Origin of the sequence: Collimonas sp. PA-H2, assembly GCF_002564105.1 — a bacterium.
Classification (GTDB): domain Bacteria; phylum Pseudomonadota; class Gammaproteobacteria; order Burkholderiales; family Burkholderiaceae_D; genus Collimonas.
The window spans coordinates 734,016-750,478 of sequence record NZ_PDBX01000001.1 but is presented as its reverse complement, the minus strand read 5'-3'; the positions used below and the strand labels follow the sequence as shown (position 1 = coordinate 750,478).

General features: G+C 60.5%; 13 protein-coding genes. 7 read left to right on the top strand and 6 right to left on the bottom strand.

The genetic code is table 11. The features are described from left to right. Position 1: 1 nt before the first annotated feature. The 3 genes from ugpE to ugpB all read right to left on the bottom strand — a co-directional run bounded on the left by ugpE (position 2) and on the right by ugpB (position 3,361). Positions 2 to 853, bottom strand: coding sequence for a sn-glycerol-3-phosphate ABC transporter permease UgpE (ugpE, locus tag BCF11_RS03375; RefSeq protein ID WP_098493488.1), 852 nt, complete (start codon positions 851 to 853; stop codon positions 2 to 4). Between the two features lie 123 nt (positions 854 to 976). After that, on the bottom strand, positions 977 to 1,861 hold the full coding sequence (gene ugpA, locus BCF11_RS03370; protein ID WP_098493487.1) for a sn-glycerol-3-phosphate ABC transporter permease UgpA: 885 nt from the start codon (positions 1,859 to 1,861) through the stop codon (positions 977 to 979). A gap of 186 nt (positions 1,862 to 2,047) precedes the next feature. Then, on the bottom strand, positions 2,048 to 3,361 hold the full coding sequence (ugpB, locus tag BCF11_RS03365; RefSeq protein WP_098493486.1) for a sn-glycerol-3-phosphate ABC transporter substrate-binding protein UgpB: 1,314 nt from the start codon (positions 3,359 to 3,361) through the stop codon (positions 2,048 to 2,050). A 370-nt stretch (positions 3,362 to 3,731) separates the two neighbouring features. Between ugpB and BCF11_RS03360 the strand changes: the two genes are divergently transcribed. The 5 genes from BCF11_RS03360 to BCF11_RS03340 all read left to right on the top strand — a co-directional run bounded on the left by BCF11_RS03360 (position 3,732) and on the right by BCF11_RS03340 (position 9,169). Then, positions 3,732 to 4,871: an acyl-CoA dehydrogenase family protein gene (locus BCF11_RS03360; RefSeq protein ID WP_098493485.1), complete on the top strand. Its 1,140-nt coding sequence runs from the start codon at positions 3,732 to 3,734 to the stop codon at positions 4,869 to 4,871. 48 nt (positions 4,872 to 4,919) lie between these two features. Beyond that, the gene (locus BCF11_RS03355; protein WP_233212349.1) at positions 4,920 to 5,849 is read left to right on the top strand and encodes an SDR family oxidoreductase; all 930 of its coding nucleotides are present in this window, start codon (positions 4,920 to 4,922) and stop codon (positions 5,847 to 5,849) included. 17 nt (positions 5,850 to 5,866) lie between these two features. Beyond that, positions 5,867 to 7,018: a CaiB/BaiF CoA-transferase family protein gene (locus BCF11_RS03350; protein ID WP_098493483.1), complete on the top strand. Its 1,152-nt coding sequence runs from the start codon at positions 5,867 to 5,869 to the stop codon at positions 7,016 to 7,018. Between the two features lie 108 nt (positions 7,019 to 7,126). Continuing rightward, positions 7,127 to 8,785 (top strand): AMP-binding protein, encoded by a 1,659-nt coding sequence (locus BCF11_RS03345; RefSeq protein WP_098493482.1) that lies wholly within the window; start codon positions 7,127 to 7,129, stop codon positions 8,783 to 8,785. Between the two features lie 66 nt (positions 8,786 to 8,851). Next, the gene (locus BCF11_RS03340) at positions 8,852 to 9,169 is read left to right on the top strand and encodes an SCP2 sterol-binding domain-containing protein (RefSeq protein ID WP_098493481.1); all 318 of its coding nucleotides are present in this window, start codon (positions 8,852 to 8,854) and stop codon (positions 9,167 to 9,169) included. Between the two features lie 63 nt (positions 9,170 to 9,232). Here the strand turns inward: BCF11_RS03340 and BCF11_RS03335 are convergent, their stop codons facing one another. Together BCF11_RS03335 and BCF11_RS03330 are read right to left on the bottom strand one after the other, a co-directional pair. After that, positions 9,233 to 11,365 (bottom strand): 3-hydroxyacyl-CoA dehydrogenase NAD-binding domain-containing protein, encoded by a 2,133-nt coding sequence (locus BCF11_RS03335; protein ID WP_098493480.1) that lies wholly within the window; start codon positions 11,363 to 11,365, stop codon positions 9,233 to 9,235. Positions 11,366 to 11,499: 134 nt separating this feature from the next. Beyond that, the gene (locus tag BCF11_RS03330; RefSeq protein ID WP_098493479.1) at positions 11,500 to 12,705 is read right to left on the bottom strand and encodes an acetyl-CoA C-acetyltransferase; all 1,206 of its coding nucleotides are present in this window, start codon (positions 12,703 to 12,705) and stop codon (positions 11,500 to 11,502) included. Between the two features lie 176 nt (positions 12,706 to 12,881). Between BCF11_RS03330 and BCF11_RS03325 the strand changes: the two genes are divergently transcribed. After that, the gene (locus BCF11_RS03325; protein ID WP_233212348.1) at positions 12,882 to 13,514 is read left to right on the top strand and encodes a TetR/AcrR family transcriptional regulator; all 633 of its coding nucleotides are present in this window, start codon (positions 12,882 to 12,884) and stop codon (positions 13,512 to 13,514) included. Here the strand turns inward: BCF11_RS03325 and BCF11_RS03320 are convergent. Then, complete coding sequence (locus BCF11_RS03320) at positions 13,511 to 14,713, bottom strand: citrate synthase family protein (RefSeq protein WP_098493478.1); 1,203 nt, start codon at positions 14,711 to 14,713, stop codon at positions 13,511 to 13,513. The genes BCF11_RS03325 and BCF11_RS03320 overlap by 4 nt on opposite strands. A gap of 254 nt (positions 14,714 to 14,967) precedes the next feature. Here BCF11_RS03320 and BCF11_RS03315 point away from each other — a divergent pair, with 254 nt between their 5' ends. Next, the gene (locus BCF11_RS03315) at positions 14,968 to 16,371 is read left to right on the top strand and encodes a CoA transferase (protein ID WP_369827725.1); all 1,404 of its coding nucleotides are present in this window, start codon (positions 14,968 to 14,970) and stop codon (positions 16,369 to 16,371) included. The last annotated feature ends 92 nt before the right edge of the window (positions 16,372 to 16,463 follow it).

The following is a 16,463-nucleotide window of genomic DNA, read 5'->3' as shown; positions in this document are numbered from 1 at the left end:
ATCACTTCTCGGAATCAACCAGACCTTTAACAAACCATTTTTGCATCACGACTACCACCAGGCCCGGCGGCAGCATCGCCAGCACCAGGGTGGCCATCACCATATTCCACTCCACCGCAGAATCGCCGCCGACAATCAGGGTCTTGATGCCGATACCGATCGGATACATGTCCTGGTTGGTGGCGATCATCAGCGGCCACAGATACTGGTTCCAGCCGTAGATGAACATGATCACGAACAGCGCGATGATATTGGTGCGCGACAGCGGCCAGATCACATCCTTGAAAAAGCGCAGGGGTCCGGCGCCGTCGATGCGGGCTGCTTCCGCCAGTTCATCCGGAATGGTCAGGAAGAACTGGCGGAACAAGAAGGTCGCAGTGGCCGACGCGATCAGAGGAATGGTCAGGCCGGCATAAGTGTTGAGCATGTGGAAATCCGACACCACCTGGTAAGTCGGCGTGATGCGCACCTCCACCGGCAGCATCAGGGTCATGAAAATCATCCAGAAAAACAGCGAGCGTCCGGGGAAGCGGAAATAGGTCATGGCAAACGCCGACAGCATCGAGATCGAGATCTTGCCAATAGCGATCGCCAGCGCGGAAATCAGACTCACCATCAGCATGCGGCCCACCGGCGGCGCCGAGACGTTGCCGGAACTGCCCTTGGTCAGCAGCGCGCTGTAGTTTTCAATGAAGTGGGTGCCGGGCAGCAGCGACAGCGGCGAGGCAGCTGCCTGTTCCGCGGTCTGCGTGCTGGCGACGAACGCCACGTAGAGCGGGAAGGCGATGATGATCACGCCCAGGATCAGCACCAGGTGGCTCACCATGTCGAGGATGGGGCGGCGCTCAATCATGGGATTCTTTCGTGATGAAGCCGTCATCCCCGCGAACGCGGGGATCCAAATTACTAGTTCGGAAGGCGAAAATGGATTCCCGCGTTCGCGGGAATGACGGTAGGAGGGTGTTTATCATATCCATCATGCGTACTGGACTTTCTTTTCAACATACTTGAACTGCACCACGGTGAGGACGATGACGATAGTCATCAGGATCACCGACTGCGCGGCGGCGCCGCCCAGGTCGCCGCCCTTGAAGCCGTCGTTGAAGACCTTGTAGACCAGGATCTCGGTATCCTTGCCGGGACCGCCCTGGGTAGTGGCTTCGACGATCGCGAAGGTGTCGAAAAAGGCGTAGACGATATTCACCACCAGCAGGAAGAAGGTGGTCGGCGACAACAGCGGGAAGACGATGGTGGCGAAGCGCTTGACCGGCCCGGCGCCGTCGATGGCGGCCGCTTCGATCAGTGATTTAGGGATCGATTGCAAGCCAGCCAGGAAGAACAGGAAGTTGTAGCTGACCTGTTTCCAGACCGCGGCGATGACGATCAGGATCATGGCGTGGCGGCCGTTCAGCACGTGGTTCCAGTCGATGCCGATGTAATGCAGCCAGTGGGAGACGATCCCCAGCGTCGGGCTCAGCATGAACATCCACAGCACGCCGACCACCACCGGCGACACCGCATACGGCCAGATCAGGAAGGTTTTATAGATTGCCGCGCCTTTTATCACGCGATCGGCAAAAGCGGCCAGGATCAGCGACAGCGACAGGCCGAGCACCGCGACCAGCACCGAGAACACGGCCGTGGTCTTGAACGCGCCGAGGTAATTGCTGTCGGCGAACAGGGTGCGGAAGTTGTCGAACCAGACGAATTCCGAATAGCCGCCGAAGGCGTCCTGCAGCAGCATCGACTGGTACAGGGCTTGCACCGCCGGCCAGACGAAAAACAAGAGGGTGACAATGATCTGCGGCGCTACCAGCGCATAGGGCAGCCAGGCAGATTTGAAGCGAGCGCGTTTTTCCACGATGGGACTTTCTATCGTCCGCGGCGATGCGGGGTATCAGGGTAAGACTAAGACGGAGCTGCAATTGGTAGGGTGGGCACTCCGTGCCCGCGCGTAAACCCAAATAGCTTACATGCTTTATTCGGTAACGCGTGGGCAAAAATGCCCACCCTACGTGCTACAGGAAAGACCAGGTATCAGCTTGCTTTATTTGTTGGTTTTTTCGAAACGTTCCAGCAGCAGGTTGCCGCGTTCCACCGCGGTATCCAGCGCCTGCTTGGCAGTCAGTTTGCCGGTCCAGACGTTTTCCAGTTCTTCGTCGATGATGGTGCGGATCTGCGGCATGTTGCCGAGGCGGATGCCGCGCGACTTGTCGGTAGTCTTGGTGATCATCTGCTTGACCGGGACGTCGGTGCCGGGATTGCGGTCATAGAAGCCGGATTTGCGGGTGATGTCGTAAGCGGCCAGCGTGGTCGGCAGGTAGCCGGTCTCCTGGTGCCACTTGGCTTGCACTTCAGGCTTGGACAGGAACTTGAAGAACTTGGCCACACCCTTGTAGTCCTCGGTTTTCTTGCCCCCCATGACCCACAGCGAAGCGCCGCCGATCATGGTGTTTTGCGGCGTGCCCGGGACGTCGTTGTAGTACGGCAGGGTGGCGATGCCAAACTTGAACTTGGAATTCTTGGCGATATCCGCATAGCTGGAAGAGGAACCGGTCAGCAAGCCGCATTCGCCGGAATAGAATTTCGAAGTTGCCTCGTCCTTGCGGCCGGCATAAGTGAACAAGCCTTGCTTGGCCCAGTTGGCCAGGTTCTCTATATGCTTGACGTGCAGCGGGCTGTTGAACTTCAGGCGTGTATCCAGTCCGTCGAAGCCGTTGTTCTTCGATGCGAACTCGACGTTATGCCAGGTTGAGAACGATTCCAGTTCTACCCATGATTGCCAGGTGGTGGTGTAGCCGCACTTGGCGCCGCTGGCTTTCAGCTTGGCGGCATCGGCCGCCAGCTCGGTCCAGGTGACTGGCGGCTTGTTCGGATCGAGGCCGGCCTTGGTGAACATGTCCTTGTTATAGAACATCACCGTGGTCGAGCTGTTGAAAGGCAGCGACAGCAGGCCGGCGCCTTTCGGGGCAGCATAGTAGCCGCCGATGGCCGGTACGTAGGCGGCCGGATCGAAGGATTCGCCAGCCAGCTTCATGACTTCCGACACCGGCTTGATGGCGCCCTTGGAATACATCATGGTGGCGGTGCCGACTTCGAAGACCTGCAGGATGTCGGGGGCGTTGCCGGCGCGATAGGCGGCGGTTGCCGCGGCCATCGCTTCATCGTAGGCGCCCTTGTAGACCGGCACCACCTTGAATTCGGTCTGGCTCTTGTTGAACTCGTCGGCCAGGCCGTTGACGCGATCGCCGAGGGCGCCCGCCATCGAATGCCACCAGGAGATCTCGGTAACGGCATGGGCCGATACGCTCACGGTCGCAAGCGCGCAGGCAATGGCAAGTGCGTTGAATTTGAATTTCATGGGGCCCCCGTAAAATTTTTGATAGTAACGAATCGTTATGACGACCGCATGACTTTTCTGACTGGTCCTGGATCGGGACTCTGTAAAGCCGGATTCTATAGGTGACTTTATGGGCGGCGCAATGTTTGTTTTACCAATTAGCAATGACAGTCTAAATATGCACGCTCTCGGTCGCCAGCCTTTGCCAGTCATCGTTTGGGCCTAAGTAAGGCCAATGTGTAATAAATATTACCCTTCGGTCGAGGCGCAGTACTAGCTTTAAGATTGACAAGCGATAAATCCTTAAATACCATCGATTGGCTGGTTTTTTCATCCAAAATCAATCTAAGTGTAAAAAAAATTACACATTATAAAAATATCTGGAGAGTCAATGATCCCGCGTCAGTTGTTCAATGCCGACCACGAAGAATTCCGTCAAAACCTGCGCCGCTTCCTCCATGCCGAGGTCCTGCCGCGCCACGCCGCCTGGGAAGAGCAGGGCTTTGTCGACCGCGACATCTGGCAGCGCGCCGGCGAGCTGGGTTTCCTGTGTACCAACATGCCTGAAAACTACGGCGGTTCCGGCGTCGACCGCAAGTTCAGCACCATCGTGCTGGAAGAACTGGCCAGCAGCAACGCCTCCGGCATTGGCTGGCCGCTGCATTCGGACATCGTTGCGCCTTATCTGCTGCGCTACGGCAGCGAACAGCTGAAACAGGCCTGGCTGCCGAAGATGGCGGCGGGCACGGCGATCACAGCGATCGCGATGTCGGAGCCGGGCACCGGCTCGGATCTACAGGCGATACAAACCACAGCTATCGAAGACGGCGACGACTACATCGTCAACGGCTCCAAGATTTTCATCACCAACGGCTATAACAGCGACATGGTGGTGGTGGCGCTCAAGGTGGGCGACAAGGCGCGCGGCGCCAAGAATGTCTCGCTGCTGGTGATCGAGGCCGACCGGCCCGGTTTCAGCAAGGGCAAACCGCTGAAGAAGATCGGCATGAAAGCCCAGGATACCTGCGAACTGTTCTTTGACAACGTGCGGGTGCCGAAGACCAATATCGTCGGCGAGGTCGGCGCCGGCTTCAGCATGCTGATGCAGGAGCTGGCCTGGGAGCGCCTGCTGATCGCCATCACTTCGGTGGCCAATGCGGAAGCGATGCTCGATGTCACCATCGAATACACGCGCGAGCGCCAGGCCTTTGGCCGTTCGGTGTCGTCGTTCCAAAATACCCGCTTCAAGCTGGCCGAGATGAAGACCGAATTGCAGATTGCCCGCGTGTTCGTCGACCGCTGCGTCGAGCTGGAGGTCAAGGGCGAGTTGCAGGTGGACGCCGCCGCAGCCGCCAAGTACTGGTGCTCGGACCTGCAGGGCAAGGTGCTGGATCAATGTTTGCAACTGCACGGCGGTTATGGTTTCATGCAGGAGTACCCGATTGCGCGCGCCTTTATCGATGCGCGCGCCCAGCGCATCTATGGCGGCACCAATGAAATCATGAAAGAGATCATTTCCCGCACCATCTGATTGCGGGATGGCCGGAGCAGTTTTTTTAATTGAATAAAGATAGAAATCATGGCAAATGAATTACGAAATGAATTACGCTATGACGGTCGCGTGGCGATTGTCACCGGCGCCGGCAATGGCCTCGGCCGCGTGCATGCCTTGCTGTTGGGAGCGCGCGGCGCCAAGGTAGTGGTGAACGACCTCGGCGGCGATGTCCATGGCGGCGGCAAGTCCAGCGCTGCTGCCGACCAGGTGGTGGCTGAGATCGTCGCCGCCGGCGGCACGGCGGTTGCCAATTACGACTCGGTGGAAGCCGGCGGCCAGATCGTGCAGACCGCGCTTGATCATTTCGGTGGCATCGACATCGTCATCAACAATGCCGGCATCCTGCGCGACAGCAGCTTCGCCAAGATGAGCGAGGATGACTGGGACCTGATCTACCGCGTCCACGTGCTGGGCGCTTTCCGCGTTACCCACGCGGCCTGGCCGCACATGCGCAACAAGGGCTACGGCCGCATCGTCATGACCACCTCGGCCGCCGGCATCTACGGCAATTTCGGCCAGGCCAACTACAGCATGGCCAAGATGGGTTTGATCGGCATGGCGAATACGCTGGCGGTGGAAGGCGCATCCAAGAATGTGCTGGTCAACACCATCGCGCCGCTGGCCGGTTCGCGCATTTCCGAAACCGTGATGCCGCCGCAGATGCTGGAAGCGCTCAAGCCGGAATACGTCGCGCCGCTGGCAGCCTATCTGTGCCACGACAGTTGCAAGGAAAGCGGCAGCCTGTTCGAGGTCGGCGCCGGTTTCCATGCCAAGCTGCGCTGGGAGCGCACCCAGGGCCATCATTTCCGCGGCCAGGCTTTCGGTCCCGAGGAAGTGGCGGAACAATGGGCCGAGATCGGCGACTTCAGCGATGCCACCTATCCCAAGACCATCGGCGAATCGCTGATGTCGATACTGCAAGGCGTCAACTCGCCGTTCGGCCAGAGCAAGTAGCGAAAACCTGACCCGCCATGGCTAATCCGCTCCTGTCCGGCATCCGGGTGCTCGATCTGACCCGTTTGCTGCCCGGTCCTTTTTGCAGCTTTTACCTGGCGCAGCTGGGCGCCGAGGTGATCAAGCTGGAAGAACCCCAGGGCGGCGATTATGCCCGCTTGCTGGCGCCGGAACTATTCACGCTGGTCAACCGCGGCAAGCAATCCGTCACCCTCGACCTGCGGCAACCGCAGGCGGTGGAGTTGCTGAAGCAGCTGGTGGCCGAGGCAGATGTCTTGATCGAATCGTTCCGGCCCGGCGTGATGGACAAGCTGGGCTGCGGCTATCAAGTTCTGAAACAGATCAATCCGCGCCTGGTCTACGCGGCGCTGACCGGCTATGGCCAAACCGGCCCATACAAGGACCGTGCTGGCCACGACATGAATTACTGCGCCTATGCCGGCTTGCTGGACCAGACCGGCGCCGCCGACGGCGCGCCGGTGCTGTCGAATTTCCAAAGCGCCGACTTGGCCGGCGGCGCACTCACTTGCGCCCTCGGCATCCTGGCCGCTGTGATCGGCGCGCGTGCGTCAGGGCAGGGCACACTGGTCGACGTCGGCATGCTGGACGGCACGCTGGCGCTGCAGGCGCTCTCGCTGGCCACCATCCGCACGCTGGGCGAGAGCAAGGCGCGCGGCAACGATGTGCTGAGCGGCGGCCTGCCCAATTACAGCATCTATGCCTGCGCCGACGGCAAGCATGTGGCGCTGGCGGCGCTCGAACCGAAATTCTTTTTCAATTTCTGCCAGGCAGTCGAGCGGCCTGATCTGGCCTCCTTGCCGATGGCGTCCGGACCTGATGGCGCAGCCTTGCGCGAGGCTTTGGGCAATCTATTCAAGACGCGCAGCCGCGATGAGTGGGAGCTGTTGCTGGCGGAGCGCGATTGCTGCGTGTCCGGCATCTACAGTCCGGACGAAGCGCTCGCCAATCCGCAGGTCAGGGCCCGCGGCCTGATCCGGATGGAAGGCGGCAAGCCATTGTCCGATCTGCCGATCCGCTTCAGCGATACTGCCGTCGCGGCGGCTGGAGCCTGTCCCGCCTTGGGGGCGGATACCGCCGATGTACTGGCAAGGCTGGCCGGCATTGACGACAAGCAACTGGCCGCCTTGGCGGCGAACGGAGCGATCTGAGTCTGACATAAACGATTTTAATGCGGGGCGATTCAAGGCAAACTCGAGCAAGACCAAAGAAAATATAAAAACCAGCAGCATTCCTGAACTTCGTGCGAGGAGACACCGGTGGACGAACAAAAGAATTCAGTGCAAATGATGCTGCAATGGGCAGCCGCCAAGCCCAATGTACCTTGGCTGTTTCAACCGGTTCTAGACCAATGGAAAGTCACTACCTGGGCGCAGGGCAGCGACCAGGTAAGGCGCATGGCGGCAGCGCTGAAGGCGATGAACTGGGAGCCGGGCAGCCGCATTTGCATCTCCGGCCGCAACACCGCGCATTGGATCATGGCCGACCTGGCTATCTCCATGGCCGGCCACGTCAGCGTCGGCATGTATCCGAAACAGGCAGCGGCCACCACTCGTTATATCTTTGAGCATAGCGAAGCCAAGGCGGTGTTTCTAGGGCCGATGCCGGACGCCGATGATTTCACGGGGGCGATCCCGGACTCGGTGCGCACCATTTCCTTTCCCTATGAGGAAGCGCCGGCAGGGCAAGTCAGCTGGGATGAGCTGGTCGCCGCCAACGCGCCCATGGCCATCGAAGACTATCAGGCGCCGCCGGCGGAGGCGCTGATGACTCTGATCTACACCTCTGGCACCACAGGCAAGCCGAAAGGCGTGATGCTCAGCTACGGCAATGTGCTGTTTGCCGTCTACAGCATCATGAACCTGGCGCCCTCGCTCGGCCAGGAGCGCTATTTTTCATACATGCCGCTGGCGCATGCCTTCGAGCGCTTCGCGATCGCGCTGCCGAGTTGCTACAACGGCGGCGAAGTGCACTTCCTCGAAAACGTCGACAAGATGGGCGAGCAGCTGGCGCAGGTCGCGCCCACCCGTTTTTTTGGCGTGCCGCTGGTTTATGGCCGTATCCAGACCGCCATCCTGAACAAGATGCCGCAGCAGAAGCTGGACCGGCTAATGAAGATTCCCCTGCTGCGCACCATCGCCCGGCGCAAGATCCGGGTCGCGGTCGGCTTGCAGCATGTGCGCTTCTGCCTGTCCGGGGCGGCGCCGATACCGGCGGCATTGCTGGACTGGTACCAGCGCAATCTCGGCCTGACGGTGCTGCAGGGTTATGCGCCCACTGAAGCCTCGGTCTATTCCAGCGCCTGCCTGCCGGACCAGAACCGCGTCGGCTCGGTCGGCAAGCCGCCGCAGAACGCCGGCTTCAAGCTGTCCGGCGACGGCGAAATCCTGTTCAAGCATCCGGGCCTGATGATGGGTTATTACAAGGATCCGGAGAGCACGCGCGCTGCCTTCACCGAAGACGGCTATCTGCGCACCGGCGACCAGGGCCGGGTGGATGAGGACGGTTACCTGTATATTACCGGCCGCGTGAAAGACATCTTCAAGACCGCCAAGGGAAAATACGTGGCGCCGGCGCCCATCGAATGCTCTCTGGCGCGCAATACCGACCTCGAAAACCTGCTGTTCATCGGCAACGGCATGAACCAGCCGGTGATGGCGGTTACCCTGACCGCGGCGGCGCGCAGCAAGCCGCGGGCCGAGGTGGAGCAGGGGCTGATCGACGACATGGCAGCGGTCAATGCGACGCTGGAGCCGCATGAAAAGATCGCCAAGTGCGTGGTGCTGAAAGATGCCTGGAGCATAGACAACGGCTTGATGACGCCGACCATGAAGGTCAAGCGCAGCGAGGTGGAAAAGCGCTATGCCGGCCTGATGGAGCGGGAACTGCAGGTGCGCAGCGCGGTCGGATGGGAATGACAGGTCAGCCCTGAGCCTGCTCAAATATTGTAGTAATAGATTTTAAAAACAATCCGAGGATAAAAAATGACCGTTAACGACATTATCAAGCTCATGCCGAGCGCGCTGGATGCGGCCGCAACGCTGAACATGAAGAACAGCATCCAGTTCGATATCTCGAAGCCGATGTACCTGCTGATCGATCACGGAAAATGTACCGCCCACGAAGGCGTGATGGATGCGCCAGATGTCGCGCTGACAATGGCGGATGACGACCTGAAGGCATTGTTGAAAGGTGAGCTGAACGGTGCCATGGCTTTCATGAGCGGCAAGCTGAAGCTGAAAGGCGACATGATGCTGGCACAGCGCATTCCTTCCCTGTTCGACGCCAGCAGGATCTCCTGATCGGATTGAGTGGATCCAGCCTGGATTGCGCTGCGCGCATCCAGGCTGCTTTCCACGCCCGGCTTATTCGAACTGCCTGCCTTGTTCCGCCATCTGCACCAGGATTGCAGCTGGCGTAAAGTAACTGCCGAACTGTTCCGCCAGCTGCCGCGCCCGCTTGACGAAATTGGCGACGCCGTAAGCATTGATGTACTGTAGCGCGCCGCCCTGGAACGGTGCAAAGCCCCAGCCGAAAATGCTGCCGATATTGGTGTCGGCCACGGTCAGCACCACCTTCTCTTCATAGCACTTGGCCGCTTCATTGGCCTGTACAAACATCATCCGTTCGATCAAATCCTTTTGCGGCAGCTGCGTGGCTGCCAGCGGAAATGCCTGCTGCAAGCCTGGCCACAGGTGCTTGCTTTCATTTTCCGGATAATCGTAGAAGCCCTTGCCGGCTTTCTTGCCCTTGCGATCCAGCTCAGTCACCATTTTTTCCAGTCCGGCATCGGCCGGGTGGCCTGCAAACGGCTTGCCGGCTTCGGCGAAATCCTTGCGGGTCTGTTGCAGTATGTGCAGCGACAGCGACAGGCTGACTTCGTCGTGCACCGCCAGCGGTCCTACCGGCATGCCGGCCTGCAAGCCGGCCATTTCAATGGCGCGCGGATGCTGGCCTTCCATCAGCAGCTGCAAGCCTTCCATCACATAGGTGCCAAACACCCGCGAGGTGTAGAAGCCGCGCGAGTCGTTGACCACGATAGGCGTCTTCTTGATCTGCTGCACATAGTCGAAGCCGCGCGCCAGGGTTTGCTGGCTGGTATGTTCGCCGACGATGATTTCCACCAGCTGCATCTTGTCTACCGGCGAAAAGAAGTGCAGGCCGATGAAATTGGCTGGCCGCACGCTGGCCTGCGCCAGGCCGCTGATCGGCAGGGTTGAAGTGTTGGAAGCGAAGACGGCGTCGGCGCTGATCAGCGCTTCGGTCTTGCGGGTCACGTCGGCCTTGATGGCGCGGTCTTCAAACACCGCCTCGATGATCAGGTCGCAGCCTGCCAGATCGTTGAAGTCGGCAGTCGGCTGTATACGCTGCAGCAAGGCGCTCTTGCCGTCTTCGGTTTGCTGCTTGCGGCGGATCGCCTTGTCGAGCAGCTTGGCGGAGTAGTTCTTGCCGTTTTCCGCATTTTCCAGGCTGTTATCCAGCAGCACCACGCCGATGCCGACTTTCGCCGATGCGTAGGCAATCCCTGCGCCCATCATGCCCGCGCCCAGTATGCCGACCTTGCTGACCTTGGATGGGGCAAAGCCTTCCGGACGCGACTTGCCCTTGTTGATGGCGTTGAGCTGGAACCACAGCGTGCCGATCATGTTCTTGGCCACCGGCGACAAGGCGCAATTGACGAAGTAGCGCGATTCGATTTCGCAGGCAGTATCGAAATCGACAATCCCGCCTTCGAACACGCAGCTCATGATGTTGGTGGCGGCCGGATAGTTGCCGAAAGTCTTGGCGCTTGCCATCGACGGTACAATCGCCCACAGCTGGCCGTTGCCCGGACTACGCGAATCGCCGCCGGGCCAGCGGAATTTCTTGTCGTCCCAAGGCTGCTTCGCCTTCGGGTTAGCCAGGCACCAGGCCTTGGCTTTGGCCAGCAGGTCTTCCTTGTCGCTGGCCAGTTCCTGGACTATTCCTTGTTGCAGGGCTTCTTCCGCGCGCAGTTCCTTGCCTTCCAGGATCAGCTGCAGCGCGCTCTGGATGCCGATCATGCGCGGCAGGCGCTGGGTGCCGCCGCCGCCCGGCAGTAGTCCCAGCTTGACTTCTGGCAGGCCGAACTTGGCTTTGGGATTGTTGATGGCGATGCGGTGATGGCAAGCCAGCGCCAGCTCCAAGCCGCCGCCCAGCGCGGTGCCGTTCAACGCCGCCACCACCGGCCGGCCGCACAGTTCCAGGCGGCGCATGAAGCCTTTGAATTCCTGCACCAGGTCAAAGGCCGCTTGCGCTTCAGTGATCTGGTACAGCTTTTCGATATCAGCGCCGGCCACGAAATCGGCCTTGCCTGAAGTGATGATGACGCCGGCGATAGTGGCGTCCGCTTCGATGGTGGCAATCGCCTGCATGAACGGCGCCGTCAGCGCCTCGTTCAGCACATTCATCGAACGGCCCGGCATGTCCAGGGTCAGGGTGACGATGTTGTCGCTGTCTTTGTGAAAATTCACACTCATGATCTGTGCCTCTGAAGTGTTGGTATCTAGTCAGTTGGGGACAGAGTCGCACGGATAGTGTAATTCGCCACGCTGCGGTGGCTCTCAAACCCTACCCGGGCAGCACTTGCCGTGCGCCTCTGTCCCGCAATAAATTAAACTCGCTCGATAATGGTGGCGATACCCATGCCGCCGCCGACGCACAGCGAGATCAAGGCAGTCTGCTTGCCGCTGCGCTCCAGTTCGTCGAGCGCGGTGCCGAGTATCATGGCGCCGGTAGCGCCCAGCGGATGGCCCATTGCGATCGAGCCACCATTGACATTGACCCGCGCCGGGTCGATATCGAGATCACGGATGGCGCGCATGACCACCGCGGCGAACGCTTCATTGATTTCAAACAGGTCGATATCCTTGGCCGACATCTTGGCCTTGGCCAGCGCCTTGCGCGCCGCAGGGGCGATCCCGGTCAGCATGATGGTCGGCTCGGAGCCGGTGACGGCGGTGGCGACGATGCGGGCGCGCGGCTTCAGTCCCAGCTTCTGGCCCATCTCCTTGCTGCCGACCAGCACCAGCGCGGCGCCGTCGACGATGCCGGAGGAATTGCCGGCGTGATGCACGTGGTTGATTTTTTCGACCGTGGTGTATTTGCGCAGCGCAGTCGCATCGAAACCCATCTGGCCGATCTGCTCGAAAGCAGGATTCAAGGCCGCCAGGTTTTCGATGGTGGTCTGGGCGCGGATGTATTCATCGTGATCCAGCACCACCAGCCCATTCAGGTCGGTCACCGGCACCAGCGATTTGCTGAAGCGTCCTTCGGCGCGCGCATGGGTCGCTTTTTTCTGTGATTGCAGGGCGAAGTTGTCGACATCGCTGCGCGAAAAATTTTCCAGCGTGGCGATCAGGTCGGCGCCTATCCCTTGCGGCGCAAAGCCGGTGCTCTGGTTGACGCGTGGATCCATGAACCAGGCGCCGCCGTCCGAACCCATGGCCCAGCGCGACATGCTCTCGACGCCGCCGGCCACCACCAGCTGCTCCTGGCCGGACATGACCTTCATCGCCGCCAAGTTGACCGATTCCAGGCCGGAAGCGCAAAAGCGCGATTGCGTCACGCCCGCCACCGACTGGTCCCAGCCGGCATACAGCACGGCAGTGCGGGCGATGTCGGCGCCTTGCTCGCCGACCGGCGTGACGCAGCCGAGCACGACGTCGTCCACTTGCGAGGTATCGAGCTGGTTGCGTTGCTCCAGCGCGTGCAGCAGCTGCGCCAGCAGATTGACCGGCGTCATCTGGTGCAGGCTGCCATCCTTCTTGCCCTTGCCGCGCGGCGTGCGTACGGAATCGAAAATATAAGCTTCAGTCATAGCGTCTCCGGCTTGTATGTTTGCGTAATAATTATTACACTTTGCGTGTGTCTGATTGCAGCTGAATACTTACTGTATTGAAAGCCGTGGTAAGCGTCAATTGGTAAGGCACTCTAAATAAAGCAATTAAAGTGCAAATGGATACATCGGTAATTTTAATTACACATATGACAAAAATGACAAAAACCATGGCTGTGGAAAAGCAGAAAATCATCCTCGACCGCTCCCTGCTCAAGCCGGTGATACGGCAAAGGATAGAAAGCGCGGTGCTGGATTTGTTTTCGGAGCGCGAATTCCACAGCGTCAGCTTTGGTGAAATAGCTGCCGCCGCCAATGTCTCCTTGCAGACCATCTACAAATATTATGGCAGCAAGGAAGCGCTGCTGTTTGCCTGCCTGGAAACCTGGCTGGGTACGCTGGCCTCGCGCATGCTCGATCACTTGCAAGGCATCGAAAGCTGCCAGGACAAGCTGCGCAAGGTGTTCTGGGTAGTATTGGATTTCTTCGACCGCAATCCCAAGGTGAGCCAGCTGATCATGAGCTCGCTGCAGATCAGCGCATGGGGCCGCGACCGCACTTTCCGCCAGCCGGAAATGATGGAAGTCCTGATGAAAACCTTGACAGACGGCAGGGCGGAAGGCGTCCTGACGGATGAGGTGGATGAAAAAATCCTGCTGGATTATTTCATCGGCATCCTGGAGCGGCTGGTGCACATGCACACCATGCGCGGCGAGACGGAAGCGCTGGCGCTGCAGGCGAATGCGCTGTTCAGGATGTTGTGGCGGGCGATCGCCAGGCCCGCGAACTAATCTAGAAAATCGAAGGATCCCACATAGCGCGCCCGCGGCCTGATCAGTTGCCCGCTCGCCGCCTGTTCCTTGGCGTGGGCGATCCAGCCGGCGCAGCGGCCTAGTGCGAACAGGGTTTGCGAGGCACCGCGCGCCAGTCCGAAGGCGTGCTCGATTGCCGCCAGCGCGAAATCGATATTCGACGCTTGTCCGCTGAGCTCGCTGGCAGTATCGGCGATCGCCAGCAGCGCCGCGGTCTTGGCGTTGCCTGCCTGCGCCGCCAGCATCTGGATCAGCATGCGGCCGCGCGGATCACCGTCCGGATACAGGGGATGACCGAAACCCGGCAGCCGGCTGCCGTAGCCCAGCATGAAGACGGGCTGGCTCAAATGCCGCTGCAGCACGCCGCGCATGTCCTCGCTGGCCATGGCGGCGTCGATCATGGCCCGCACGCGCAGTGATTCACCGCCATGGCGCGGACCGGACAAGGCCGACAAACCAGCCAGCAGCGCCGCTGGAAGTGCGGCGCCGGTCGAGGCCACGCAGCGGACGGTAAAGGTGGAGACATTCAATTCATGATCGGCGCAGGCGATCAGCGCCGCTCGCAGCAGGTCCGCATGCCCTGCGTCTAGATGCCAGGCGTCGCAGCATTGCTGATGCAAGGGCGCGGTGCGTATATCGGCATCCAGCAATGCCGCCGCCAGCAGCCGCATCAGCTGTGCGCCGTCCCTCGGTCCATCAGACTGCGTCAATAAAGGCGCCGCAGCCGCCAGCAGGGCGGCGCCGCGTTGCAGCGGCAGGCAGCCGGCAAACGGCTGGCGCATGGCTGACCAGCGTTGCGGATCGATGACGGGGACGGCGCCATCGAAGCAATCCTTGCTGTCCCACAGGATCATGGCGACCTGTTCCAGGGTGGCGCTGTGCGCCAGCTTCATGGCGTCGTGGCCGCGGTAGCGGATGACGCCATGCTCGATCAGGGTGATGCGCGATTCCAGGATCGGCTTGCCCCAGTCGATCGCCTGTTCTACTGTGTGGCCGGCCTGGCGGCCGTCCTTGCGGCGGGCCACCAGGCGCAGCACCTGGTCGCGCGGATACAGCTTGCTGCGTTCGCTGTTGCCAGGCAGGGAACTGAGCATGCCGCGGCTAACATAGGAATACAATGTAGCGGTACTGACGCCGAGCAGGCTGGCGGCTTCAGCCGCGCTAAGCAATTTCTTCATTTGGAAATTTCTTTGTATTGATTGCCGCAATCAAGATTGACGCGGCCGGTCGCCAAATTCTAGACTGAATCTTTAGGCCCCATTAGAAAATAAGTTGAACATTTGTGCTGGCCGTAGCTGGTGCGCTGCTGCGTTGCCCACCGCTTGCAGTGCTCGCACTGCGGCGCGTCGTGCGCCTTGCATCGCATCCAGCTACGGCCGCCCAAATGCCCAACTTATTTCCTAATGGGCCCTTACTTTCCATAAGGACGATCATGCAAGCCGATACCATGGCCGATCAATTGCTCAACACGCTCTGGGATCTCGCCGGCCAAGCGCCGGATGCCCTGGAGCAGCTCAGTTTTTCCAACTTGGCGCAACAGTTGCCTTCGCAGTTCCAGGTCGGCGCGCTGGCGTCCGCCACCATCGGCGCGCAGGCGCTGGCGGCGGCCGAGTTCTGGCGTTTACGCAGCGGCCGCCGGCAAAGTGTGATGCTCGACCAGCGCCATGCGCTGGCCATCTTCCGCAGCGAACGCTATCTGCTGATAGACGGCAAGCCGCCGGCCGATCCCTGGAGTCCGATCGCCGGCTACTACCAGGCCGGCGACGGCCGCTGGCTACAGCTGCATACCAATTTTCCGCATCACCGCGACGGCGTGCTGCGGGTCCTGCAATGCGCCGGCAATCGTACCGCCGTGGCTGCCGCCATCGCCGGCTGGCAGGCCAGCGAACTCGATGCGCGCCTGGCGCAAGAGGGCATGTGCGCAGCGCTGATACGCAGTCCCGACGAATGGCTGGCCCATCCGCAGGCGGCTGCCATCGCCGGTTTGCCGCTGTTCGAAATCGAACGCATCGCCGACAGTGTTCCAGAACTGCTGCGCGGCAGCTTGCAACGTCCGCTCAGCGGCGTGCGCGTGCTCGATCTGTCGCGTGTGATTGCAGCGCCGGTAGCGGGGCGCACGCTGGCCCAGCATGGCGCCGAAGTGCTGGCGATAGGCGCCGCGCACTTGCCGAACATCCCGACGCTGGTGATCGACAACGGCCGCGGCAAGCGTGCCGCCCAGCTGGATTTGCGCAACGAGGCAGGGCGTCAGCGCCTGCGCGAACTGATACGCGACGCCGATATTTTCCTGCACGCATACCGCCCCGGCGCACTCGCCGCGCACGGCTTTTCCAGTGAGGAATTGCAGGCGCTGCGGCCGGGCCTGATCGAGATCCGTCTGTCTGCCTACGGCCATGCAGGCCCTTGGGCCGAGCGGCGCGGCTTCGACAGCCTGGTGCAGTCGGCTACCGGCATCGCCTGGGAAGAGGGGCAGGCCGCAAGCAGCGACAAGCCCGGCAAGCTGCCTTGCCAGGCGCTGGATCATGCCACCGGTTACCTGGCTGCTTTCTGCGCCATCACTGCGCTGCAAAGGCGGGCCATAGAAGGTGGCGGCTGGCGGGCGCGGGTTTCGCTGGCGCAAACCGGCCGCTGGCTGCAGTCCATGCCGCGCCTTGCCGACGGCTTACAGCATGCCGATCTCAGCGCTGCCGAAGTCGATCAGTGGCGGCAGACGATCCCGTCCTCCTTCGGCGAACTCAGTGCGATCGCGCCGGCCGAGCAGATGACGGAGACGCCGCCGCATTTCGATCTGCCGCCATCGGCCCTGGATGCTTATGAGGCGAGCTGGCAGCAATAATGGCGAGAGGCGGCTAACAAAAAAAAGGCGAAAAAAAAGCGCCTACGGTGAAGCAGGCGCTTTTTAACATGCATGCCGGTCAGTCTTTTATT